Genomic DNA, 21,592 nt, shown 5'->3' on the forward strand with positions numbered 1-21,592 from the left:
GGTTACCAGCTCGATTTGTGCACACCGGGCAACTCTCCTCGATGCGCCATCTCACGCACACGCACACGCGAAAGGCCGAACTTCCGGAGATAACCGCGCGGTCGCCCGTCGGCGGTGTCCCGATTGCGCAATCGTACCGGACTGGCGTCCCGGGGCAGTCGGCGCAGGGCCGCCTGGGCGGCCAGGCGCTCATCCTCCGGCGTGGAGGGTTTACGGATCAGTTCTTTGAGCTCGGCGCGCCGTTCGGCGTAGCGGGCCACGACGGCGCGTCGCTGCTGGTTACGGGCGATCTTGGACTTCTTGGCCATCAGCGCTCCTCCCGGAAGTCGACGTGCCGGCGGACCACGGGATCGTATTTCCGCAGCACCATGCGGTCGGGGTCGTTCCGGCGGTTCTTCCGGGTGACGTAGGTGTATCCGGTGCCCGCGGTGGAGCGGAGTTTGATCACCGGACGGATATCGGTGGATTTCGATGCCATCGGTGCGCTCAGATCCGCGTTCCGCGGGCGCGCAGGCGGGCCACCACGGCTTCGATCCCGTCCCGGTCGATGGTTTTGATGCCCTTGGCGGACACGTCGAGGGTGATCCGGCGGCCTTCGCTGGGCAGGTAGTAGGTCTTGCGCTGGATGTTGGGATCCCAGCGCCGGTTGGTGCGTTTATGCGAATGCGAGACGGCCTTGCCGAATCCGGGTTTGCGGCCGGTGACCTGACAGTGCGCCGACATGGGACTCCCTCCGACGTGAACGAAGATGACAATCGTTTTCGACAACGATGGGTCCACACTGTAGCGTGTGCCGGGTCGTAATTGAAAATCATTACCGAAAGGGTAGTGGTGTCCCATTCCGCACAACTCCCAGAAGTCATCCATCCCGGAGACCGCCGTACACCGGTCGTGGTGGTCGCCGGCCTGCACGGTGATCCGGCCGGCTCCGTGGACCTCATCGCGGACGCCCTCGGCGCGGCCGCGGGCACCGTCGTGGTACGCCATGATCTCGCCGAACTGGGGCAGGGGATCGTGCGCCGCACCGTGTCCGACGGCGGCACGGCCACCGTCTCGGTGCACGAACTCGCGCACGGCTGCGTCTCGTGCACCTTGAAGGCGGATCTACTGCCGCTGCTGTGCACTCTCGCGGCCCGCGATTCGGTGCGCCGGATCGTGCTCGCCCTGGACCCGGCCATCGAAGCGGAGTCGGTGTGCCAGGGGATCGGCGCGGTGGTTGTGGCCGGTGTCGTCGGCCGGGTGGACGGTCCCGCGGCGCGGGATGTCCGGGTAGCCGCCGTGCTCACCGGTATCGACGCACACACCTGGCTCCCGGCGGCGACCGGTGACGAAGCGCTGAAGGAACTCGGCTGGGCATGGGCCGACGATGAGCGCACCCTCGCCCAACTGGCCGTCGGGCAGGTCGATTTCGCGGACGCCCTGGTGATCACCGGAGGCGACGCCGTGGACCCGCTGGAGCGGGCCCGGCTCGGGGCGGTGCTGTCCCGGTTGGTGCCGCTGGCCCCGGCGCTGTGGACGGGCCCGGACGCCGCGGTGACCTCCGGAGCGGTCGAGGGACTGCTGGCGCGGATCCCGGCGGAGTCCCGGCGCGGACGGGTCTTCGACGCGCATGCTCCGTTGCTGCGCGGTCAGCCGCCGCTGGGCGCGGAATGCGGTGTGGAACTGGTGGAATTCACCGCCGGGCGACCCTTCCACCCCGAGCGGCTGCACGAGGCGCTGGACGTGCTGTTCGAGGGTGTGGTCACGGCGCGTGGCCGGATATGGCTGGCGACCCAGCCGGACGAGGTCGTGTGGCTGGAATCGGCCGGCGGGGGGCTGCGGATCGGTGGTGCCGGTCGCTGGCTGGCGGCGATGACCGAAGCCGAGCGCGGCGAGGTCGAGCCGGAGCGGCTGGCCATGGCCCGGCTGCGCTGGGACGACCGGTTCGGCGACCGCGACAATTCGCTGGTCGTCCTGGTCCACGCGGCCGACCCGGGCGAGGTCCGGCAGGCACTGGACCGGGCACTGGTCGACGATGCCGAGCTGCGGCTGGTCGAGCGGGCACCGCATCAGGTGGCCCGCTGGTCGGATCCCTTCGGTGAATGGCATACCGACCCCTGTGATCCGGACGAACCGTATCCGGCCGCCACCGGTGAGGGCCGGGGCGGCGACACGGGCGAGCGCGCCCGGAAGGAGAAGTGATGAAAGCCGACATCCATCCCGATTACCATCCCGTGGTCTTCGAGGACGCGAGTACCGGGGCCCGGTTCCTGACTCGTTCCACGGCCACCGGCGACCGGACCGTCACCTGGACCGACGGCAATACCTATCCGCTGCTGACGGTGGACGTCACCGCGGATTCGCACCCGTTCTGGACCGGCGCGCACCGCGTGCTCGACACCCAGGGCCGGGTGGAGAAATTCGAACGCAGATACGGCCGGCGTGCCGGGCGGACCCGGAAGGGGCACTGAGATGGCGGTGCCGAAGCGGAGGATGTCGCGGTCCAATACCCGTAGCCGCCGGTCGAACTGGAAGGCCACCCCGCCGGATCTGGTTCCGGTCACGGTGGACGGTGTGGTGCATCGGGTGCCGCGGCGATTGGTCGAGGCGGCCCGGCGCGGCCTGCTGGACCTGAAACGCCGGTGAATTGTCAGGCCCCCTAGATGCGAAAAGGTCGTTGAAGCAGTCGTATCCGAGGAAGGGTGGGACGCCGCTGGCAAACCTCCCGCAAGCATGATCATGGTCTTCACCTCGAACAATCCCCTGCTGGAAGGTTGCGGACCGAAGTCGGGTGCGGTACCGCAATTTCGGAGGGACATGCGGTGAGTACCGGAAAAACTCGGCGGACTACTACCTCACCGGTCCATACCGGTTATCCTCGTGCGTGAGGGCGGGTCTCCCAGCGATGGGAGACCCGCTCATCGCCACTTTCGAGGGCTTTCGCCCCCATCTCCCCGGGCAACTCCGCCCGCTGTCGTGCGTCGCATTCCGCCGCGAGCGCCTGCGCGATATCGCCCACCTGTCGCACAAGCGCCAGGGTGAGCGCGGCCGGTAGCAGCAGCAGCGATACCGGCCACGGCAATTCCACTCGCTCCTGCTGGTCCGCCCGCGCCGCGAGATCGGCGAGCGTGGCTTCCATTTCGCTGATCTCGACCCGTAGTTCGGATACCTCGGAGCGCAGACCGCGCACCTGCGCCCACAGCTCCCGCAGGAGCTTCTCCTGATCGGACAGCACGGTGTCGGTTTCCGCCCGGCTCAACGCGCCGGTTCCGGCAGCGGCTGAGCCCGCTGCGCGAGCGCTGCCGCCGCATTGGGCCGGGCGGCGGGCCGGATCTGCTCGTCCGCGGGGGACGCACTGCCGTTACCGCCTGCCGGGCCGCCGGTCTCGGCCCTACCGGGTTTCGTGGCGCGGGGGGTGTCGTCGGAGCGCTCCGGCGCGACCAGAACCGCGGTGATCGGAACGGCCAGGGCCAGCAGGCCGAGGACGAACATCGGGAAGGCGTAGCCGAACAGTTCCATGCCCTGCGCGGGTTCGGCATCGGAGTCGAAGCGGAATTCCAGGGCGGCGACACCGGTGAAATAGACGGCTGCCACGCCCGCACCGAACATCGCGATCGACCCGACCCGGGCCGCCGGGAAGCGGAACCGCTGAAAGAGGAATACACACAGCGAGGAAGCGGTGACCACGACGACGATCGCGACGACGAAGAGCCCGATGTGCACCGAGACCGAACCCTGGATATCGATCGAGGTGAGCTGCAGCCACAGCATGATCCCGAACCCGAGACCGAGCCCGGCCGCCGCGTTCACCATGCGTTTGACCTCGAATTCACGACCGGCCAGAAGGAGGCCGAGGAAGACCGCCGCGACGGCGAACACCAGGGATAACGTCAGGTCCGAGATGTCGTAGCGCAGAATCCGGCCCGGAATGGATATGCCCAGTAATGAGACGGTGCTGGCCAGCCAGACCCCGATACCGCCGATGGAGACCGCGGCAGCGGCCACCCATACCGGACGGAACCGGACCGAACGGCGTCCGTTCACCGCGCAGGCCAGGCCCACGAACATCCCGACCGCCGACACACCGAAGGTGAGCAGGGTCAGCCAGTAACCCATGGTGAACAGGTCGGCGGTCTCGACCGGTTCCGCGGCCAGCACCTCAACCATGCTGGGCGACTCCCTCGTATTCCTGAGCCCTCAAACGGTTGATCGCGTACTCGGTGACGGCGGCCAGCGCCTGCCGGACCTCTTTCGCGTCGCGGGCGTCGATATCCACGATCGGCACGCCCTCGCGCACCGACAACGCCTCGCGCAGTTCGGCCATGGCGAACCGCGGCGAGTTCGGGAACCGGTTGACCGCGATCAGGAACGGCAGATTGCGTGCCTCGAAGAAATCGACGGCCGCGAAACTGTCCTCCAGCCGGCGCGCGTCCACCAGCACCACCGCGCCGATGGCGCCGCGGATGAGGTCGTCCCACATGAACCAGAACCGGCGCTGACCGGGCGTACCGAACAGGTACAGCGTCAGGTTGCCCGGCAGGATGATGCGTCCGAAATCCATTGCGACCGTGGTGGTCTGCTTGTCCGGGGTGTCGTCCAGATTGTCGACGCCGTCGGAGAAGCTGGTGACCATCGCCTCGGTACGCAGCGGCACGATCTCCGAGACCGCGCCCACGAAAGTTGTTTTGCCCGCGCCGAATCCACCGGCCACGACGATTTTGGTCGACGCGACCCGGGTATCGGTTCCCCCCGTACCACCACCCTGGCTCTTGCTAAAGGGCTCGGAGTCCACGCAATGTCCTCTCCATCAGCGACCGGCGTTCGTCGTAACTCGCCTGCTCGGTCAAAGTCGAATGCACTCGCAGGTTGCCGTCCACGACGAGATCACCGATGACGACGCGGACCATACCGAGCGGGCGATCGAGATGCGCGGCGATTTCGGCAACCGACAGCTGGTGGGTTCCGAGTCGGAGGATCTCGGCTCGGATGTCACCGGACGGCCAATCGAATTGTGCATGATAGGAGATGGTTTCGATAACCGCCTCCATCGGCAGGTCGACTGCGGGCTGGGTTCGGCCGGCGGTGATTGCGTACGGGCGGACACGTCCGGCCCGGCGCGGGCTGCTCGGCTGCGCAGGGGCGCTGAACCGATAGGCACCGGTGTTGTACTGCGAGGAACCGGGTCCGAAGTTCTGTGCGCCCGGACCGTAGTTTCGATCCGGGGAGCCGAATCCGGGTCCGCCGGTGTGTGGATCGGGCAAGCCTTGGCCGAATTGGGACATGGTGCTCAGACGGTGGATCGGGCGGTCGCGCTGACAGCCGAACCCACGCGATCGACCAGCAGGGCCATCTCGTAGCCGATCCGGCCGATATCGTGCTGCTTGTTGGCGAGTACCGCGATATGCGAGCCGTTGCCGACGCTCATGACCAGCAGGTAACCGCGCTGCATCTCCACGATCGACTGCATCACCTTGCCGCCGTCGAACAACTGGGCCGCGCCGGTGGCGAGACTGGCCAGGCCCGCGGTCACCGCGGCGAGCTGTTCGGCACGATCGGTGGGCAGATGGGGGCTGACAGCTTGCAGCAGGCCGTCCGCGGAGACCAGGACGGCATGGGAGACACCCGGCACGTCCCGGGTGAATCTGGCGACCAGCCAGTTCAGGTTCTCGTCCGTGCTGCTCTTCGGGTCGTCGGTCATGCAAGCCCTCCGTCATTGTTCTGCGCGTCGGCCCGCCCACTGCGGACCCCGCTCAGGTGTCTGGTCAGATTGCTCCGGATCTCCGCCGGGTCCCGGGGGGCCTCGTCTTCGACGGGGGTGAGCCCGCCGGGTACGAGCTGCGCGCCCGGTCGGCGGATAGGGAGCCCGTTCGCGGTCTTGGAGTCCGAGCTCGGCTTGGCGGCGTCCTCGGCGGCCAGCCAGCCGATATCGGCGGGAGTGGTCCAGTCCTGGCGCGGCTGGTCCTGGGTGGTGGCCGGCTCGACCAGCCATTCCGAGACCATACGCTGGTAGATAGGCGTGGGGGTTTCACCGCCGACCGGCTGCAGCCGGGACGAGGTGGTCGTGGCCGGCACCGGCTCGTCGCGGCGCGCCTCGGCGCGGCCGAACGGGTCGTCGTGGTCCATGCCGGGCCGCCGGATCGGCAAGCCGGAGCGGGCGGTGACCGCCGGCGGCTCCGGCTCGGACGACGGCCGGTGTTCGGTGGCGCTCGGTGCCGGGGTCTCGACCGGCGCCGGGAAGGACTGGGACTTGTAGGTTTCCGACCACAGTCCGGTGGGCGAATCGTCGGCTTCCGGGGTTGCGGGGACCGGATCGAACGCCGAGAAGGTGTCCCGGGATCCGCTGCCGTTCGCCGTATCCTTGCCGGGGGCCGCGGGACCGTGCGTGGACGGGCGGCGCTGCGGCAATCCGGTGGACGTGGTGCCGAAACTCGAGGTCACGGGGGCGGGGGTGAGGGGCCGCACCGCGGGGAGATCGGTCCGCGAGGTCCACGAATCCGAGGACGGCAGGTCGGGCACCGGGGTCAGCTGCCGCGGGGCCGGGGGCGGGGGGAGCTGCGGCAGCTGCGAGGTGTGCTGGAGTTGCGGCGGGGCCGCGGAGAGGTCGGCGGTGAGGACGTTCGAGTTGTCGGGCCCGGTATCCGGTGAGATCAGCAGACCCGGCAGATGCAGGCTGGCGGTGATACCCGGCTGCTGCGCCATGGTGGAGGTACGGCGCAGGCCGACGGTGATCTGATGCCGTTTGGCCAGCCGGCCGACGACGAAAAGACCCATCCGGCGCGCGGTTTCGACATTGATCTCACCACCGGAGGCCAGGCGCGCATTGGCGGCCTGCAGATCCTCGTTGGCCATACCCAGTCCCCGGTCGGTGATCTCGATGAGGTACCCGCCGTCGACCGCGCGGGAGACGGTCACCGCCACCGGCGTATTGGGCGGGGAGTACCGCAGCGCATTGTCGATGACCTCCGCGAGCAGGTGTTCGATATCGACCGCGGGCTCACCGGCGACCACACCCTCGGGCACATGACCGATCTCGACCCGCTGATAGTCCTCGACCTGGGAAACCGCACTCCACAGCATATCCGAGAGCGGGACCGGGTCGAGCTGGCCGCGGCGCAGCGCGGTACCGGCCAGCACGAGCAGGTTGTCACCATTGCGCCGCATTCGTGTGGCGAGATGGTCGAGCCGGAACAGGTTCTGCAGCCGCTTCGGATTGTCCTCGTCGTGCTCGAGTTCCTCGATGATGCCGAGCTGCTGTTCGACCAGCGACTGGCTGCGGCGGGAGAGGGTCTCGAACATGTTGCCGATCTGCACACGCAGACGTGCCTGGTCGGCGGCCAGATTGAGGGCCTGCTGGTGCATTTCGTCGACCGCCCGCGCGAGCTGGCCGATCTCCTCGGTGCCCTGGACGCCGACCGGTTCGATCTCCGGGGTCTCGGCGCCACCGCGGACCTGTGCGAGTTCCTCGGGAAGACGCACATGGGCCACTTCCAGCGCGTCACGGCGCAGCCGGCGCACCGGGACGACCAGGGTCCGGGCGACCGCGAGCGCGAGGGTCAGACCGCCGAGCAGGGCGGCGATGAGCAGTGCGGTCTCGCGCAGCGCGCTGTTCTGGGCGGAAACCGTCGCATGATGTAGCGCGCCACTGATGGTGGCGATCAGCTGGTCGGTGGTGACCTGGTAGGCACGGGAGCTGGTATCGAGGGATTTCAGTGCGGCGGGATCGGTCATCGCGCCCTGGGTGCCCTGACTGAAGATCGCCAGCCGGGTCTGCACCGCGTCCAGAAGCGGCCGCATATTGCCGGCCACATCCGGCATGATCTGGCCGTACTGGTGGATCATGGTGAGTTCGGCGCCACCGGAGGTGAGCACCCGGGCGCGCATGGCCGGATTGTCCTCGGCGGTGGGGGAACTGATCACCAGGCGCTGCGCGGTCAGCGACCGCCGTGCGTTCTGGATCGCGCTCACCTGCAGGAAGTAGCGCTGGATCGAAAGGTCCTCGACGGTGGGCGACTGCGCGAGCGCGTTACCGATCCGGACCGCGATCTCGTCGGCCTGGTCGCCCACCATGGCGGGCGATCCGTTGCTGAGGCCGCTGCGCATGGTGCTGCCGATGGTGAGGGCCGAGGACAGTTCGCGGGAGACCCCCGGCCGGATCTGGCTGGAGTCCAGTGCCCGTTCCAGGGTTTCGTGGGCCGCATCGAAACCGGCGAGGGCCGCGGAGGCCCGCGGGTCGCGGTTGTCGGCCCAGCCGGCGGTCGCGGTGACCGCGAGGTGTTCGGCGGCGGCGTTGTAGCCGACGATGGGCGCGATGATGCGGGACTGGTCGGTCGCGGCCTCGAGCTGTTCCAGGGTGCGCAGCTCGTTGTTGATCCGTAGCACCGCGAAGAGGGTCGCCAGGATGACCGGCAGGACCAGGACGATGCCGACCTTGCGGGTGACCGACCAGTTGGACAGGCTGAATTGCCACGGTCGCGGGGTTTCCATCCGCCTCTGTCGCCTCCGCATCACGATCGACCTCTTCTTGGCGCGTAGGCGTTTCAGTTATGATTCACTGCACACCGAACCAACCGGAGGTCTAGTTTTTACTGATCGGAACATACCGTGCATGTTAGCGGCGGGCAATCGGGACGTTCAGACGGTTATACCGCGAATAAAGCGGATGTGGAACGAGTTTCGTGGCATATCACAGGGTGGTAATGGATCGTCCGGTGGCCGGATGAATTCGCAGGTGAAGGTGCCTGTGAGCGGGAACGTCGAGACTTCGCCTTCATTAGGTCGACCGTCCGGTGCCTTCCCGTGAGTGGGAAGTTCCGCCCGATATTCGACCCGGATCCGGAAATCCGTCCGGCGAAGCCGGTGGTCAGCGGACTCGCGGCGCGGCGGGCCCTCTCAGTAGCCTCTCAGTCGCTGCGGTCAAACTGGTGTTATGCGGATTCTGGTGGTCGACGACGATCGTGCCGTGCGGGAGTCCCTGCGCCGGTCGCTGACCTTCAACGGGTATACCGTCGATCTGGCGGTTGACGGTATCGACGCATTGGAGAAGGCGACCGCCGACCGCCCGGACGCACTGGTACTCGATGTCATGATGCCTCGGCTGGACGGACTCGAAGTGTGCCGGCGGCTGCGCAGCACCGGAGACGATCTGCCCATCCTGGTGCTGACCGCGCGCGATTCGGTATCCGAGCGAGTGGCGGGCCTCGATGCCGGCGCCGACGACTACCTGCCCAAACCGTTCGCGCTGGAAGAACTGCTGGCCCGGCTGCGTGCCCTGCTGCGCCGCCGTGCCCCGGACACCGGCGAGATCTCCGAGGCGATGCACTTCGCCGACCTCTCACTCGACCCGGTCACCCGGGAGGTTGCCCGCGGTTCGCGGTCCATCTCGCTGACCCGCACCGAGTTCTCCCTGCTCGAAATGCTCATGTCCAACCCGCGCCGGGTGCTGACCCGCGGCCGGATCCTCGAGGAGGTATGGGGCTACGACTTCCCCACCTCCGGTAACGCTCTGGAGGTCTATATCGGCTATCTGCGCCGGAAAACCGAGGCCGACGGCGAACCCCGCCTCATCCATACCGTGCGCGGCGTCGGGTACGTCCTGCGCGAAACGCCCCCGTAGGCGCGGATATGGCACGCACCCCCCGTTCCGCGGCGAAGAAACACTCGGTCGCGCCGCTCGGCGGCCCCTGGCCGGACGAGCCGGCGCCTATGCGCCCCCCGACCCCGCTGACCCGCACCGTATCCCTGCGATGGCGGGTCACCCTGCTGGCCGCCTCGCTGGTGGCGATTTTCGTGGCGATCACCTCGATCGCCGCCTACGCCATGGTCGCCCGCGCCCTCTACGGTCAGGTCGACGCGCAGCTGCGGGCCCGCGCCGCCACCATGATCAGTGGCGATATCGACAGCATGGCGTTCCAGTCGCTGGGCGTGGCGACCCTGTTCTCCAACGATATCGGCGTCGCGCTGATCTATCCGCCCGCCAACCCGGAGTCCACCCAGCGCCCCAGCCTGCCCGCCTATATCCCGCCGCAGCCGACCACCCCGCCCATCGGTACCGAGGAGATCGCCGTGGCGCAGGGCACCCGCGATTCGTCGCTGCGCACCTACAACAATCAGCGGGTACTGGCCGAGCGCATGGATTCCGGCGTGACCTTGATCATCTCGCAACGCCTGGAACCGACTCGCGAGGTGCTGGACCGGCTGGCCTGGCTGCTGTTCGCGGTCGGCGCCTCCGGGGTCGTCCTCGCCGCCGGCGCCGGCACCACTGTCGGGCGGACCGGGCTGCGTCCGATCGCCCGGCTGACCGCCGCCACCGAGCGGATCGCGCGCACCGACGATCTCACACCGATCCCGGTGACCGGTGACGACGAGCTCGCCCGGCTCACCGAGAGCTTCAACACCATGCTGCGCGCCCTGACCGAATCCCGGGACCGGCAGCGGCGGCTGGTCGCCGACGCCGGCCACGAACTACGCACCCCGCTGACCTCCTTGCGCACGAATATGGAACTCCTCATCGCCTCTAGCCGCCCCGACGCGCCCGCCATTCCCGAGGAGGATATGGCCGAACTGCGCTCGGATGTGATGGCGCAGATCGAAGAGCTGTCCAACCTGGTCGGCGATCTGGTGGACCTGGCCCGCGAGGACGCCCCGGAAACCGTCTACGAGCGCGTCGATCTCGGTGAGGTGACCGAACGCGCACTGGAACGGGTCCGTCGCCGCGGCGCGTCCGATTTCGCCGCCGAATTGCGTCCCTGGTTCGTGTACGGGCACGACGCCGCATTGGAACGCGCGATTCTCAATGTTCTCGACAACGCCGCCAAATGGAACCCGCCCGGTGAACAGGTCCGCGTACTGATGGCCGAGACCGGCCGCGGGCTTCTGGAATTATCGGTCGACGATGCCGGGCCCGGTATTCCACCGGGCGAACGTGAGCTGGTCTTCGAGCGTTTCTATCGCACCACCGCCTCACGCTCCATGCCCGGTTCCGGGCTCGGCCTGGCAATTGTGAAACAGGTCGTGACCAAACACGGCGGCACCATTGCCATCGACACCTCCGAGCGCGGCGGCGCTCTCATCCGCATCGTATTGCCGGGTGAAAATCCGCCGCCCGAGGAATATCGTCCGGAAAGCGCCGTCGGCGAATAATTCGTGCACGTTCGCACGCGTCTACTGTCGATTGTGGATGGTCTACTTCCATGATCGGGACACGCCCGGTTCCGGAGCGACAGAGCCAAGGGGCACGGCGACCGATCGGCGGAGTGGAGAACCCGGGGTCACCAGGGCCCGGCCGAGTGGCGGCGGAGGCGCGGCTATAAGCACCGCAAATTAATGCAGCTCTCAGTTCGTTCTCAGTAGTGGTCGGCAGGCTGGACAGCGGATATGAGCAGAAAAGGGAAACTATGACCGAGGATTTCACCAATCGGCCGGCCGGGCCGGAATCCGGACCGGTGCCGCCCTCGACGCCGCAGCCGCAGGCGGGGCCGCTGCCGGGTCCCGGGCCCGGCGAGCCGACCGGGCACGGTCAGGCGCCGGGAGGCGGGATACCGCAGTATCCGGGTGGACCGCAGTTCCCGGGTGGCCGGCCGGTCGATACTGCTGTGTATCCGGTCTCCGGCGGGTCGTTCGCCGGACCGCCGACCGGCGATTCCGGGCAGTTCTATGCGGCCGCGCCGCCACCTCCGCGCCGGAGTTCGGTGCGTACCGGTCTGGTGGCCGGGGCGGTCGCGTTGGCTCTGGTGAGCGGCGGTATCGGGGGCGCGGTGGGTGCGCTGGTCAGCGATTCGGGCGATCGGCCGGCGGTGACCAATGCGCTGGACGGGCCGGTGCCGAAGGTGCAGAACACGGCGAATGCGCCGGCCGGGTCGACCCAGGCGGTGGCGCAGCGGGTGCTGCCGTCGGTGGTGATGATCGAGGTGGCCAGTAAGCGCGGGCAGGGGGAGGGGTCCGGGGTGGTGTTGTCCTCGGACGGTTTGATCCTGACCAATAACCATGTCGCGGCCGGGGGCGGCGGCAACGGCGATATGTCGGTGACCTTCTCCGACGGCAGTACGGCGCAGGCTTCGCTGGTGGGTGCCGATCCGGTGTCCGATCTCGCGGTCATCCGGGTGCGCGGCAAGACGGGTCTGCAGCCGATCGAACTGGGTAGTTCGGCGAACCTTCAGGTCGGTCAGCCGGTGGTGGCGATCGGTTCGCCGCTGGGGCTGGCGGGCACGGTGACCACGGGGATCGTCTCGGCGATGAATCGCCCGGTGTCGACCACCGGGGAGGGCGGCAACGACCCGACCGTGCCGAATCCGGTGATCGACGCGATCCAGACCGATGCCGCGATCAATCCGGGTAATTCCGGTGGTGCGCTGGTCGACGCCGCGGGCCGGCTGATCGGGATCAATACCGCGATCGCGAGTCTGGGGTCCTCGGGTGCGGGAGGTCAGCAGAGTGGTTCCATCGGGCTCGGGTTCGCGATCCCCGTGGATCAGGCACGCCGGGTCGCCGACGAGTTGATCAAGAGCGGTCACGCGACCTACGCGCAGATCGGGATGACGGTGCAGCGGGACGAGTCGGTGCACGGCGCGCGGGTTCTCGATGTCACGCCGAACGGCCCGGCGGCCGCGGCGGGGATCCCGTCCGGGTCCATCGTGACCCGGCTCGACGACCGCACGATCGATTCCGGTGACGCGCTGGTCGCCGCGGTGCGGTCCAAACAGCCGGGAGACAAGGTGACAGTGACGTATACCGATGAACGTGGTGGAAACACCCGCACGGCCGAGGTGACCCTCGCCGCCGCCGCGGTGGAGGGAGGCCGATGATGCAGAAGGTGGCCGGGGGTGGGCACGCGCCGCTCGCGATCGGCGCTACGGTGAGCGGTATGGAAATCGATGCTCCTGTTGCGGGGCGTGCACTGGTCGTGGTGGTGGACGATCGAACGGCGCACGGCGGCGAGGATTCGCTGGGCCCACTCGTCACCGAACTGCTCACCGAGGCGGGGTTCCTCGTCGACGCGTCCGTTTCGGTGGAGGCCGACGAGGTGGCGATCCGGAACGCGTTGAACACCGCGGTGATCGGTGGCGTGGACATAGTGATTTCGGTCGGTGGCACCGGTATGTCGCCGCGTGATGTCACGCCCGAGGCCACCTCCGAGGTGCTCGACCGGGATCTGCCCGGGATCAGTGAGGCGTTGCGGGCGTCGGGACGGGTGGCCGGTTCACTGGACGCCGGGCTCTCCCGCGGGCTGGCCGGTATCTCGGGGAGCACACTGGTGGTGAACCTGCCGGGTACCCGGGCCGCGATCCGCGACGGTATGGCGACCCTGGGGCCGCTGGCGAGCCGGGTGATCGGTGAGTTGTCCGGGCTGCTGGAATGAGCCGGAGCGGTCAGTATGAGTGAGGGTGAGACCCCTGAGGTCCCCCGTCGGGCGCACCGCCGGACGGGGGACCCGGCGCGTGTGGACCGGATCTTCGGTGAAGTGTTGCCGTCCACCACGCGCGACGAGCGGGACGACGGCGCGGCATCCGGTGCCGACGACGAGTGGTGGCGTTCACAGGTGCCACCGCATCACGGCGGCGCCGGGTGATCCCGGAAATGCATTGGCGCCCAACACTTTTCGCGTGATTGCCGCGTTGGTACGCTATTTTTTTGGGGGTAAAGGGGGGTGTGAATTTTTCTGAAATTATCCGGTAATGGAATGGGCGAGTTTATAATGTTCCGCTCCCGGTGTCGGTGTTTTGAAGGGGGCTATTACTTTTGACGAATTCTTTGCGGGGGATTTTCTCGGCCGACGACCTGTTCGGGGCCGTCACCTGCGTTTGCCTAACGATTCGCACCGCTTCGTATTCAATTGTGACTTGGATCACATTAACGTATAGCGAAAACACCCTTTGTCCAACCTGTTGCCGACCGTTTAATCTCGGCTTCGTCGACCGCCGCAATGGTGGTCCGGCGTGACTCCACTTTGTGGATCCTGCCGGTCGCATTGGCGTGCATTGTCCGATTTGCGGCGTTGCACCGAAATAACAACAGGTCACCTGTAGGTAACAAACGAGCGAAACACTGGTCGGAGCCGGCGAGTCAGCTGTCCGAGTCTCGTAGGCCATGCTGTTTGTCCGACATGATGAGGGGAAATATGAGCGAGAACCGCACCGACGGTGTACGTAACGGCGCCAGGATCGCGGGTGTCGGTGCCGCGGCCGCCGTCACCGTGGGCCTGTTGTCGGTGGGCGCCGCGAATGCCGATGCCTTCGTGGCTCTGCCCGACGGTCAGAAGGCCGGCCCCGGAGTGACCATCACCCGTACGGGTGAGCATGCCGTCGTTTCGCCCTCCATGGCGGCCAACGGCGCGGGCCGGGTGGTCTGGGTCTCCGGAAACGCCATTGCCGATGTCACGGTCACGCCCGAAGGCGAACCGGGCCCGAACAACGGCCCGACCGGCGAGGACGGGACCAACAACTCGTCCACGCACGGCGCCTCGCAGCTCAATACCGGCTATATCGTCGGTTGCCAGGTGAGCATCGGTGAGGACGCGATCGGCCTGGGCGGCTCACTGGGCCTGTCCCTCGACGGCGGTAGCCTCGGCGGCTCCGTCGGTGTCGAGTTGGGTCCGGGCGAGGTGAAATTCGTGCAGATCGACTACAAGGACATCACGAAGCCAGGTAGGTACTCGGTGGAGTACCAGGATGCCGAGATCGAGATCCAGGGTTGCGCGGGTTATGCGCAGGCGCGGTCGTACACGGTGGTCGAGATCATCGGCGACCACTACTCGAAGACCACCCTGTACGGCCAGCCGTTCAGCATCGGCTGAGCTGCCGCGCCCGTCCACGTCGCATCGAATCGAATCTTTCTCGCGCATTCCGCGAGCTCTCCCCTCGAAGGGTGTAACTCTCATGTTCAACCGTAAGAATCTGGCGCGCCTGGCCGGCGTCGGCGCCGCCACCACCGTCGCGCTCGGCCTCTTCTCCACCGGAGCGGCCAGTGCCGATACCTTCGTGCCGCTGCCCGGCGGCGAACTCGTCAAGACGCTGTCCGACGGCACGGTGGTGACCGTACGCATGGTCGGCGAGTCGGCGTCCATCAGCCCGTCCATGGGTGCCACGCCGGTGCACCGCAACGCGTGGGCCTCCGGTAGCGCGCAGGTCGAGATCGCCGGCGGCGAGGACGTGGGTGGCAAGATCTACCCCGGCTATGTCGTGGGCTGCCAGGTCAATATCGACGGTGGCGGTGCCGAGGGTGGTGCCGGGGCCGAGGTGGACACCGAAGGTGCCGTGAGCCCGAGCGCCGAAACCGGCGGCAATCTCACCGTCGGCCCCGGCCAGGCGAAATCGTTCTACGTCCTGGATATCGAGGGGCCGGACGACTACGGCAGCGAGGATCACGCCACCAACAACAAGTTCCGAGGCAACAGTGGGTCGGTGACCTGGTCCGATCAGACCATCGGCCTCAACGGCTGCGGTGGCTACGCGCAGGCTCGGTCGTTCGTCAAGGTCGAGGTGGAAACCGAGAACGTGATCACCTTCGTCACGCTCTGGGGGCAGCCGTTCAGCCTCGGCTGATATCCGGCCGATCCGACATACTGGCACGAATACGGGCCCGCCGCAGCCGCGGCGGGCCCGTATTCTGTTGCGGCAGGACCGGTACCGCCGACGCCCGGCGGGTATTTCCCCAGCACCGGTCACTTTCTGGCCATCTGGCACTCATCCGGTCGACACACCGCGTCGGCGGCACGGTACTCGAGTGTTCACCGGTTGTGTGGTTTTTGGTTCATCTGGTGGCTACAGCCGTCCCGCAAGCTCTATGCAGCCTGTTCTCGGGCCGCCCCGGCATCGAATCGCTGCGATGCCGGGTGTCGCTGAAAACCTTGATGAGGGGAAATATGAGCAAGAACCGCACCACCGGTCTGCGCTGCGGCGCCCGCGCTTTGGGCGTCGGCGCTGTCGCGGCCGTGGCCATGGGCCTGTTCTCGACCGGTGCCGCGAACGCGGACACCTTTGTTCCGCTGCCCGACGGTGAAAAACTCGGACCCGGCGTGAAGATCACCCGCACCCATGAGAGCGCGCTCATCTCGCCGTCCCTGGCCGCCAACGGCGCGGGCCGGACCGTGTGGGTCTCGGGCAACGCCACCGCCGACGTCACGGTGACCCCCGAGGGCGAAGCCGGTCCGAACAACGGCCCCACGAACGCGGACGGAACCAACAACTCCTCGACGCACGGCGCCTCGCAGCTCAACACCGGCTACATCGTCGGCTGCCAGGTGAGCATCGCCGACGACGCCATCGGTCTCGGTGGCTCGGTCGGTATCGAGGTGGGCGGCGGCAGCGTCGGCGGCTCGGTCGGTATCGAGCTCGGCCCCGGTGAGGTCAAGTTCGTGCAGATCGAATACAAGGACGTCGAGAAGCCGGGCGTGTACTCCGTGGAGTACCAGGACGTGGAGATGGCGATCCAGGGTTGCGCCGGTTACGCGCAGGCCCGGGCCTACACCGTCGTCGAGATCATCGGCGACCACTACTCGAAGACCACCCTCTACGGGCAGCCGTTCAGCATCGGCTGATACCGGCACCGGTCGAATTCACCCACCACATCTCTCGCTGTAGCGAATTCAACCCCAGAGGGGCACACACACATGTTCAACCGTAAGAATCTGGCGCGCCTTGCCGGCGTCGGCGCGGCCGCCTCGATGGCGCTGGGCCTGTTCTCCACCGGCGCCGCCAACGCCGACACCTTCATCCCGCTGCCCGGCGGCGAAATCACCAAGACCCTGTCGGACGGCACCGTGGTGACCGTGCGCCTGGTCGGCGAATCCGCCACCATCAGCCCGTCCATGGGCGCCACCCCGATCCACCGCAACGCCTGGGCCTCGGCCAGCGCGCAGGTCGAGATCGCCGGCGGCGAGAAGGTCGGCGGCAAGATCTACCCCGGCTATGTCGTGGGCTGCCAGGTCAACATCGACGGCGGCGGCGCCGAAGGTGGCGCCGACGCCGATATCGACGGTGCGTCCGGTGAGGTCAGCCCCAGTGGTGAGGTCGGCGGCAACCTGACCCTGGGCCCCGGCCAGGCGAAGTCCTTCTACGTCCTCGATATCGAGAAGCCCGACGACTACGGCAACGAGGATCACGCCACCAACAACAAGTTCAAGGGCAACAGCGGTTCGGTGACCTGGTCCGATCAGACCATCGGCGTCAACGGCTGCGGCGGCTACGCGCAGGCGCGCGCGTTCGTGCGGGTCAAGGTCGAGACCGATAACGTGATGTCCGTGGTGACCCTGTGGGGTCAGCCGTTCAGCCTCGGCTGATCCGGCCGTAAGGCTCATCCGGCCGGGTGCCCGGCTCGGCCGCACCCACATCTCGGTGGAGGGACCTGCCGCGTATACGCGGTGGGTCCCTTCGTCGTGCGGGCCGACGTTCAGTGGAAGATCACGGTGAGTGCGCTGTGCAACGAGGCCGCGGCGACGACCGCTGCCCGGCGGGCGTCCATTGCCACCAGCACGACCCGTTCGGCGTGGCGGTTGCCGGAATCCGCCGGCGGCCCCGACACCAGTACCACCGCGGCGTCGACCGCCAGGGTTTGCGCGAGTGCCGGATCCTCGGCGCCGGCGGCCACCACGTCCACCCGATCGCCGGCCCGCAGGATCTCGGTGATCGCGGTATCGGCCAGGCGGACGGGCACGATCCGGGCATCCGGCCGTCCGGTGGCGGCCTCCGCGAGCCGCGGGCCGACCACACGGACATCGGTGAGTACCTCGCCCGCTCGCAGGGCGGCGGTGAGCACGGCGCCGAACAGCGGCGCCGGGTCGGCGGCCGCGCCGTCGGGTGTGGCGTCCGGAGGGTAGGAAGCGAGGCGGAGATCCGCGGCGGCGAGCAGGTGGCCGGGCGGCAGGTCGCGGGCCGCGACCACGACGGAGCTGCGCACGTGGGCCGGATCGCCGCGGAGGAACAGCGTGACGGCCGCGAGTGCGCACAGTACGGCCAGCGCACGGCGCAGCAGGACCCCGTCGGCCCAGGCCGGTCGATCGGCGAACGCGTCGCGCCAGGTGTCACCGGCGCCGAGGGAGGAGGTTCGGCCGCCGCTCGTGCGGGCAGTGGGTCGGATGCGGCTCATGGGCCGAGCGTAGGAGTACTGTCCGGCCGCGAACCCGGGGTTGTGCGCGATTGTGGACAACTCCCGGGGTGTGGATGGATCATCCGCGATACCCGGCCGCTGTCAACGACCTGTCCGGGCGGGGCCGGGTCGCGATTCCGCTCTCAGCTGGCCGCGGCGGCGGGTGCCGAGGAGGTACCCGAGGAGCCCTTGTCCGAGCTCGATTTCGAACCGGATCCCGAAGAGCTCGACGTGGAGTTGTCGGACTTGGCCGGTTCACTGGCGGTCGAGGCGCCGCTGCGGCTGTCGGTCCGGTAGAAGCCGCTGCCCTTGAAGACGATGCCCACCGAATTGAAAAGCTTACGCAGAGCGCCGGAGCACTCCGAGCAGACAGTGAGTGCCTCATCGGTAAAGGACTGAACGATATCGAAGCGGTTGTCGCACTGGGTGCACGCGTATGAATAGGTTGGCACTGGGTCCTCCGCAGTATTCGAGACTTAGCACTCTACAGCCGACAGTGCCAACAGTGCCAATCGCCGAGTGATTCCCGGATACCCTCCATTGTGCCGAGTGCCACCACGACGGCGTCTCACGACGCTGTCACATCGAGCCGGCGCAGGCCGCCGCCCGGGGTGAGCACCCAGGTCATCCGGATATCGTGCGGTTCCTCGGGCAACCGCTCGACCACCTCGTCGTCCCGGACGACCACGGTGCGCCGGGCTGTGGGATCGGCCATACCCAGGGTCCGGTCGTAGTAGCCGGCGCCCTGGCCGAGCCGGACCCCGCGCCGGTCCACCGCCAGTGCCGGGATCAGCAGGACCTCGGCCCGCGCGACCGTTTCCGGCGGTAGTACCGGGCCCGCCGGTTCCAGCAGGCCGTAGCGGCCCGGCCGCAGCGATCCCGCGCCGGTGAACTCGCCCCAGCGCAATGGGCCGGGCGCACCGGTCACCGGCAACAACACCCGGCTACCGGCCGCGCGCAGCGCCTCGGGCAGGTCCGGCGAACCCGGTTCCGCGCGCATCGGCACGTAGGCGCACACCCACTCGGCGGGACCCAGGTCCGCGGCCGCGGCGGCCAGTGCCGCCGCCTCCGTGGCGCGCACGAGTTCGGGTAGTCGCGCCCGGCGGGCACGGATCTCCGCGCGCCAGGCCTGTTTGTCACGCTCGTCGGGCAGAGGCACGGCGACAACCATAGGCTCTCACCGGTGCCGGTTTCGCCGCGAAAGTCGGCGGCGAGCCGGTATACAGCCGTTTGGGCGGCGCTCCGGGTGGATAGGGTGTGTATATGACAGAAAAGGCCGCAGAACAGGGCAGCGAGGGCGCCTCCGCGCCGGAACCGTGCTTCCGGACGGCCGTCGTGCCCGCGGCCGGGCTGGGAACAAGGTTCCTGCCCGCGACCAAAACGGTCCCCAAGGAACTGTTGCCGGTGGTCGACACTCCCGGTATCGAGCTGGTGGCCAGCGAGGCCGCCGAATCCGGGGCCAGCCGCCTGGTGATCGTGACCTCGCCCGGTAAGGACGGAGTGGTCGCGCATTTCGTGGAGGACCTGGTGCTGGAGAGCACCCTCGCCGAGCGCGGCAAGTTCCAGCTGCTGGAGAAGGTGCGCAAGGCCCCGGGGCTGCTCGATGTGAGTTCGGTGGTGCAGGAGGAACCGCTGGGCCTCGGTCACGCGGTGGCCCAGGCGGAAGCGGTGCTCGACCCCGACGAGGACGCCATCGCGGTACTGCTCCCCGACGATCTGGTGCTGCCGTGCGGGGTACTGGATGTGATGAACCGGGTCCGCCGTAAACGCGGCGGATCCGTGCTGTGCGCGATCGATGTGCCCAAGGACCAGGTCAGCGCCTACGGCGTATTCGACGTGGCCCCGGTGCCCGACGCGGTCAACCCGAATGTGCTGCGGGTCAAGGGCATGGTGGAGAAGCCGGGCCGCGAGGAGGCCCCCTCCACCTTCGCCGCCGCCGGGCGCTACCTGCTCGATCGCGCGATCTTCGACGCCCTGCGCCGCATCGGTCCCGGCGCCGGCGGGGAACTGCAACTCACCGACGCGATCTCGCTGCTCATCGACGAGGGACATCCGGTTCACGTGGTCGTCCACCGTGGGTCGCGCCATGATCTGGGGAACCCGGGCGGCTATCTTCGTGCTGCGGTGGATTTCGCACTGGAGCGGGAGGAATACGGTCCCGCGCTGCGCGAGTGGCTCCAGCACCGGCTGAGTTCGGAGTGGAACCCGCAACTCACCGCGGACGAATGAGATCGCCTGCGGGGCGAGGACATCGGGAAGGGCTGGATGCGCTCTGTTGAGGATCAGCAGATCAAGGTGACCGCCGCGGCCGTCGCGCCGCGGCCCGTGCGGGTCGCGATCTCCGAGGCCCAGGGCCTGCTGTGCGCCGAAGACGTGGTGACCGAGCGGCCGCTGCCCGGTTTCGATCAGGCCGCCATCGACGGATACGCCGTGCGCAGTGTGGATGTGACGTCCGCCGGGGCCGATATCCGCGACGAGGACGGCGAACTGGTCGACCTGACGCTGCCGGTGGTCGGGGAGGTGCTCGCCGGCTCCCGGCAGCCGATCCGGCTGCAGCCCCGGCAGACGGTCCGGGTCGCGACCGGCGCGCCGCTGCCCACCCTCGCCGACGCGGTACTGCCGCTGGATTTCACCGACGGCGGCCGGGGCCGGCTCAAGGTCTACGAACCGGTGCGGTCGGGCGACTATGTGCGCCGGGCCGGTGACGATGTGCAGCCCGGGGATGTCGCGGTGCACGCCGGCACGATCATCGGTCCCGCGCAGGTGGGTCTGCTGGCGGCGGTCGGCCAGGACAAGGTGCTGGTTCATCCGCGGCCGCGGCTGTCGGTGATCTCGATCGGTGAGGAACTGGTCGATATCGATCGGGCGCCCGGGCCCGGGCAGGTTTACGACGTGAACTCCTACGCCCTGGCCGCCGCCGCCCGCGACGCCGGCGCGGATGTGAACCGGGTCGGCATCGTCGACGCCGACCCGCGCCGGCTGCGGGATGTGGTCGAAGGGCAGCTGGTACGGGCGGAAGTGGTGGTGATCGCCGGCGCGGTCGGCGGATGGGCCTCCGATCAGGTGTGTGAGGCGCTGGAGGGGCTCGGTGAACTGGAGATCGCCCGGGTGGCGATGCATCCGGGTTCGGTACAGGGGTTCGGCCGTCTCGGCCGCGACGAGGTGCCCACCTTCCTGCTGCCGTCCAACCCGGTCGGCGCCCTGGTGGTTTTCGAGGTGATGGTGCGACCGCTCATCCGGATCGCGCTGGGAAGGCGGCAGCCGATGCGCCGGATCGTCCGGGCTCGGACCATAACTCCCATCCAGTCGATGGCGGGCCGCAAGGGTTATCTGCGCGCCCAGTTGATGCGGGACGAGGCCACCGGGGACTACCTGGTGCAGCCGCTCGGCAACAGCGCCGGGGCGTCGTCGCATCTGCTGGCGGCCATGTCGGAGGCCAACAGTCTCATCGTGGTCGAGCCCGACGACACCGAAATTCGTACCGGCGACAAGGTCCGGGTCGCATTTCTGGCGCAACGCGGCTAGAAAGTGGAGT

General features: G+C 68.1%; 26 protein-coding genes. 14 read left to right on the top strand and 12 right to left on the bottom strand.

Going from position 1 to position 21,592, the window contains the following annotated elements:
• Nucleotides 1–2: 2 nt before the first annotated feature.
• The 3 genes from rpsN to rpmB are packed head-to-tail and all read right to left on the bottom strand — an operon-like array spanning nucleotide 3 to nucleotide 723.
• On the bottom strand, nucleotides 3–308 hold the full coding sequence (gene rpsN, locus AB0H42_RS25590) for a 30S ribosomal protein S14 (protein WP_030522353.1): 306 nt from the start codon (nucleotides 306–308) through the stop codon (nucleotides 3–5).
• A complete protein-coding gene (gene rpmG, locus AB0H42_RS25595; RefSeq protein WP_030522352.1) occupies nucleotides 308–478 on the bottom strand; it encodes a 50S ribosomal protein L33 in 171 nt (56 codons plus the stop codon). The genes rpsN and rpmG overlap by 1 nt, the downstream gene beginning before the upstream one ends.
• 8 nt (nucleotides 479–486) lie before the next feature.
• Nucleotides 487–723 carry a 50S ribosomal protein L28 gene (gene rpmB / locus AB0H42_RS25600; RefSeq protein ID WP_327149615.1) on the bottom strand — a complete coding sequence of 79 codons (237 nt, stop codon included), beginning with the start codon at nucleotides 721–723 and terminating at the stop codon, nucleotides 487–489.
• A gap of 105 nt (nucleotides 724–828) precedes the next feature.
• Between rpmB and AB0H42_RS25605 the strand changes: the two genes are divergently transcribed.
• The 3 genes from AB0H42_RS25605 to rpmF are packed head-to-tail and all read left to right on the top strand — an operon-like array spanning nucleotide 829 to nucleotide 2,625.
• On the top strand, nucleotides 829–2,181 hold the full coding sequence (locus AB0H42_RS25605) for a GTP-binding protein (protein WP_357060186.1): 1,353 nt from the start codon (nucleotides 829–831) through the stop codon (nucleotides 2,179–2,181).
• Nucleotides 2,181–2,450: a type B 50S ribosomal protein L31 gene (locus tag AB0H42_RS25610; RefSeq protein ID WP_357060188.1), complete on the top strand. Its 270-nt coding sequence runs from the start codon at nucleotides 2,181–2,183 to the stop codon at nucleotides 2,448–2,450. The genes AB0H42_RS25605 and AB0H42_RS25610 overlap by 1 nt, the downstream gene beginning before the upstream one ends.
• Nucleotide 2,451: 1 nt before the next feature.
• The gene (gene rpmF, locus AB0H42_RS25615) at nucleotides 2,452–2,625 is read left to right on the top strand and encodes a 50S ribosomal protein L32 (protein ID WP_357060191.1); all 174 of its coding nucleotides are present in this window, start codon (nucleotides 2,452–2,454) and stop codon (nucleotides 2,623–2,625) included.
• A 226-nt stretch (nucleotides 2,626–2,851) separates the two neighbouring features.
• Here rpmF and AB0H42_RS25620 read toward each other — a convergent pair whose 3' ends face one another.
• The 6 genes from AB0H42_RS25620 to AB0H42_RS25645 all read right to left on the bottom strand — a co-directional run bounded on the left by AB0H42_RS25620 (nucleotide 2,852) and on the right by AB0H42_RS25645 (nucleotide 8,463).
• A complete protein-coding gene (locus AB0H42_RS25620) occupies nucleotides 2,852–3,238 on the bottom strand; it encodes a hypothetical protein (RefSeq protein WP_357060193.1) in 387 nt (128 codons plus the stop codon).
• Nucleotides 3,235–4,146 carry an MHYT domain-containing protein gene (locus AB0H42_RS25625; protein WP_357060195.1) on the bottom strand — a complete coding sequence of 304 codons (912 nt, stop codon included), beginning with the start codon at nucleotides 4,144–4,146 and terminating at the stop codon, nucleotides 3,235–3,237. The genes AB0H42_RS25620 and AB0H42_RS25625 overlap by 4 nt, the downstream gene beginning before the upstream one ends.
• On the bottom strand, nucleotides 4,139–4,690 hold the full coding sequence (locus tag AB0H42_RS25630; RefSeq protein ID WP_357060265.1) for an ATP/GTP-binding protein: 552 nt from the start codon (nucleotides 4,688–4,690) through the stop codon (nucleotides 4,139–4,141). Before AB0H42_RS25630 ends, AB0H42_RS25625 begins: the two co-directional genes overlap by 8 nt.
• A 61-nt stretch (nucleotides 4,691–4,751) precedes the next feature.
• Nucleotides 4,752–5,066: a DUF742 domain-containing protein gene (locus AB0H42_RS25635; protein WP_030522344.1), complete on the bottom strand. Its 315-nt coding sequence runs from the start codon at nucleotides 5,064–5,066 to the stop codon at nucleotides 4,752–4,754.
• A 200-nt stretch (nucleotides 5,067–5,266) separates the two neighbouring features.
• On the bottom strand, nucleotides 5,267–5,677 hold the full coding sequence (locus tag AB0H42_RS25640) for a roadblock/LC7 domain-containing protein (RefSeq protein WP_357060197.1): 411 nt from the start codon (nucleotides 5,675–5,677) through the stop codon (nucleotides 5,267–5,269).
• A complete protein-coding gene (locus AB0H42_RS25645; protein ID WP_357060200.1) occupies nucleotides 5,674–8,463 on the bottom strand; it encodes an ATP-binding protein in 2,790 nt (929 codons plus the stop codon). Before AB0H42_RS25645 ends, AB0H42_RS25640 begins: the two co-directional genes overlap by 4 nt.
• Nucleotides 8,464–8,905: 442 nt before the next feature.
• On the opposite strand from AB0H42_RS25645, the gene AB0H42_RS25650 reads away from it, so the two are divergent.
• The 9 genes from AB0H42_RS25650 to AB0H42_RS25690 all read left to right on the top strand — a co-directional run bounded on the left by AB0H42_RS25650 (nucleotide 8,906) and on the right by AB0H42_RS25690 (nucleotide 17,251).
• Nucleotides 8,906–9,592: a response regulator transcription factor gene (locus AB0H42_RS25650; protein ID WP_030522341.1), complete on the top strand. Its 687-nt coding sequence runs from the start codon at nucleotides 8,906–8,908 to the stop codon at nucleotides 9,590–9,592.
• Between the two features lie 89 nt (nucleotides 9,593–9,681).
• The gene (locus tag AB0H42_RS25655) at nucleotides 9,682–11,118 is read left to right on the top strand and encodes a HAMP domain-containing sensor histidine kinase (RefSeq protein ID WP_357060267.1); all 1,437 of its coding nucleotides are present in this window, start codon (nucleotides 9,682–9,684) and stop codon (nucleotides 11,116–11,118) included.
• Nucleotides 11,119–11,372: 254 nt separating this feature from the next.
• Entirely contained in the window at nucleotides 11,373–12,779 is a 1,407-nt protein-coding gene (locus AB0H42_RS25660) for a trypsin-like peptidase domain-containing protein (protein ID WP_357060202.1), read from the top strand.
• A complete protein-coding gene (locus tag AB0H42_RS25665) occupies nucleotides 12,779–13,333 on the top strand; it encodes a MogA/MoaB family molybdenum cofactor biosynthesis protein (protein ID WP_357060269.1) in 555 nt (184 codons plus the stop codon). The genes AB0H42_RS25660 and AB0H42_RS25665 overlap by 1 nt, the downstream gene beginning before the upstream one ends.
• 15 nt (nucleotides 13,334–13,348) lie before the next feature.
• Nucleotides 13,349–13,543, top strand: coding sequence for a hypothetical protein (locus AB0H42_RS25670; RefSeq protein ID WP_357060204.1), 195 nt, complete (start codon nucleotides 13,349–13,351; stop codon nucleotides 13,541–13,543).
• Nucleotides 13,544–14,092: 549 nt separating this feature from the next.
• Entirely contained in the window at nucleotides 14,093–14,767 is a 675-nt protein-coding gene (locus tag AB0H42_RS25675; protein WP_357060207.1) for an MspA family porin, read from the top strand.
• An 82-nt stretch (nucleotides 14,768–14,849) separates the two neighbouring features.
• Nucleotides 14,850–15,515, top strand: a complete 666-nt coding sequence (locus AB0H42_RS25680; protein ID WP_357060209.1) for an MspA family porin — start codon at nucleotides 14,850–14,852, stop codon at nucleotides 15,513–15,515.
• Nucleotides 15,516–15,835: 320 nt separating this feature from the next.
• Nucleotides 15,836–16,510: an MspA family porin gene (locus AB0H42_RS25685; protein ID WP_357060211.1), complete on the top strand. Its 675-nt coding sequence runs from the start codon at nucleotides 15,836–15,838 to the stop codon at nucleotides 16,508–16,510.
• A gap of 72 nt (nucleotides 16,511–16,582) precedes the next feature.
• Nucleotides 16,583–17,251: an MspA family porin gene (locus AB0H42_RS25690; protein WP_357060213.1), complete on the top strand. Its 669-nt coding sequence runs from the start codon at nucleotides 16,583–16,585 to the stop codon at nucleotides 17,249–17,251.
• Between the two features lie 110 nt (nucleotides 17,252–17,361).
• On the opposite strand, the gene AB0H42_RS25695 is transcribed toward AB0H42_RS25690, so the two are convergent.
• The 3 genes from AB0H42_RS25695 to AB0H42_RS25705 all read right to left on the bottom strand — a co-directional run bounded on the left by AB0H42_RS25695 (nucleotide 17,362) and on the right by AB0H42_RS25705 (nucleotide 19,228).
• Nucleotides 17,362–18,057, bottom strand: a complete 696-nt coding sequence (locus AB0H42_RS25695) for an SAF domain-containing protein (protein WP_357060215.1) — start codon at nucleotides 18,055–18,057, stop codon at nucleotides 17,362–17,364.
• Between the two features lie 143 nt (nucleotides 18,058–18,200).
• On the bottom strand, nucleotides 18,201–18,509 hold the full coding sequence (locus AB0H42_RS25700; protein WP_357060217.1) for an FmdB family zinc ribbon protein: 309 nt from the start codon (nucleotides 18,507–18,509) through the stop codon (nucleotides 18,201–18,203).
• A 116-nt stretch (nucleotides 18,510–18,625) separates the two neighbouring features.
• Nucleotides 18,626–19,228, bottom strand: coding sequence for a 5-formyltetrahydrofolate cyclo-ligase (locus AB0H42_RS25705; protein WP_357060220.1), 603 nt, complete (start codon nucleotides 19,226–19,228; stop codon nucleotides 18,626–18,628).
• A 92-nt stretch (nucleotides 19,229–19,320) separates the two neighbouring features.
• Here AB0H42_RS25705 and AB0H42_RS25710 point away from each other — a divergent pair, with 92 nt between their 5' ends.
• Together AB0H42_RS25710 and glp are read left to right on the top strand one after the other, a co-directional pair.
• Complete coding sequence (locus AB0H42_RS25710) at nucleotides 19,321–20,286, top strand: UTP--glucose-1-phosphate uridylyltransferase (protein WP_357060223.1); 966 nt, start codon at nucleotides 19,321–19,323, stop codon at nucleotides 20,284–20,286.
• Between the two features lie 36 nt (nucleotides 20,287–20,322).
• Nucleotides 20,323–21,582 (top strand): gephyrin-like molybdotransferase Glp, encoded by a 1,260-nt coding sequence (glp, locus tag AB0H42_RS25715; protein ID WP_357060225.1) that lies wholly within the window; start codon nucleotides 20,323–20,325, stop codon nucleotides 21,580–21,582.
• The last annotated feature ends 10 nt before the right edge of the window (nucleotides 21,583–21,592 follow it).

It is taken from the genome of Nocardia sp. NPDC050799 (assembly GCF_040654015.1).
GTDB lineage: Bacteria > Actinomycetota > Actinomycetes > Mycobacteriales > Mycobacteriaceae > Nocardia.

Excerpts from the sequence above, each read along its gene's own strand:
- AB0H42_RS25675 (WP_357060207.1), top strand. The coding sequence starts at position 14,093 with ATGAGCGAGAACCGCACCGACGGTGTACGTAACGGCGCCAGGATCGCG.
- AB0H42_RS25655 (WP_357060267.1), top strand. The coding sequence starts at position 9,682 with ATGCGCCCCCCGACCCCGCTGACCCGCACCGTATCCCTGCGATGGCGG.
- AB0H42_RS25640 (WP_357060197.1), bottom strand. The coding sequence starts at position 5,677 with ATGACCGACGACCCGAAGAGCAGCACGGACGAGAACCTGAACTGGCTG.
- rpsN (WP_030522353.1), bottom strand. The coding sequence starts at position 308 with ATGGCCAAGAAGTCCAAGATCGCCCGTAACCAGCAGCGACGCGCCGTC.
- AB0H42_RS25695 (WP_357060215.1), bottom strand. The coding sequence starts at position 18,057 with ATGAGCCGCATCCGACCCACTGCCCGCACGAGCGGCGGCCGAACCTCC.
- AB0H42_RS25650 (WP_030522341.1), top strand. The coding sequence starts at position 8,906 with ATGCGGATTCTGGTGGTCGACGACGATCGTGCCGTGCGGGAGTCCCTG.
- AB0H42_RS25665 (WP_357060269.1), top strand. The coding sequence starts at position 12,779 with ATGCAGAAGGTGGCCGGGGGTGGGCACGCGCCGCTCGCGATCGGCGCT.
- AB0H42_RS25645 (WP_357060200.1), bottom strand. The coding sequence starts at position 8,463 with ATGGAAACCCCGCGACCGTGGCAATTCAGCCTGTCCAACTGGTCGGTC.
- rpmF (WP_357060191.1), top strand. The coding sequence starts at position 2,452 with ATGGCGGTGCCGAAGCGGAGGATGTCGCGGTCCAATACCCGTAGCCGC.
- AB0H42_RS25685 (WP_357060211.1), top strand. The coding sequence starts at position 15,836 with ATGAGCAAGAACCGCACCACCGGTCTGCGCTGCGGCGCCCGCGCTTTG.
- AB0H42_RS25670 (WP_357060204.1), top strand. The coding sequence starts at position 13,349 with ATGAGTGAGGGTGAGACCCCTGAGGTCCCCCGTCGGGCGCACCGCCGG.
- AB0H42_RS25680 (WP_357060209.1), top strand. The coding sequence starts at position 14,850 with ATGTTCAACCGTAAGAATCTGGCGCGCCTGGCCGGCGTCGGCGCCGCC.
- AB0H42_RS25660 (WP_357060202.1), top strand. The coding sequence starts at position 11,373 with ATGACCGAGGATTTCACCAATCGGCCGGCCGGGCCGGAATCCGGACCG.
- AB0H42_RS25690 (WP_357060213.1), top strand. The coding sequence starts at position 16,583 with ATGTTCAACCGTAAGAATCTGGCGCGCCTTGCCGGCGTCGGCGCGGCC.
- AB0H42_RS25625 (WP_357060195.1), bottom strand. The coding sequence starts at position 4,146 with ATGGTTGAGGTGCTGGCCGCGGAACCGGTCGAGACCGCCGACCTGTTC.
- rpmG (WP_030522352.1), bottom strand. The coding sequence starts at position 478 with ATGGCATCGAAATCCACCGATATCCGTCCGGTGATCAAACTCCGCTCC.
- AB0H42_RS25710 (WP_357060223.1), top strand. The coding sequence starts at position 19,321 with ATGACAGAAAAGGCCGCAGAACAGGGCAGCGAGGGCGCCTCCGCGCCG.
- rpmB (WP_327149615.1), bottom strand. The coding sequence starts at position 723 with ATGTCGGCGCACTGTCAGGTCACCGGCCGCAAACCCGGATTCGGCAAG.
- AB0H42_RS25705 (WP_357060220.1), bottom strand. The coding sequence starts at position 19,228 with ATGGTTGTCGCCGTGCCTCTGCCCGACGAGCGTGACAAACAGGCCTGG.
- glp (WP_357060225.1), top strand. The coding sequence starts at position 20,323 with ATGCGCTCTGTTGAGGATCAGCAGATCAAGGTGACCGCCGCGGCCGTC.
- AB0H42_RS25610 (WP_357060188.1), top strand. The coding sequence starts at position 2,181 with ATGAAAGCCGACATCCATCCCGATTACCATCCCGTGGTCTTCGAGGAC.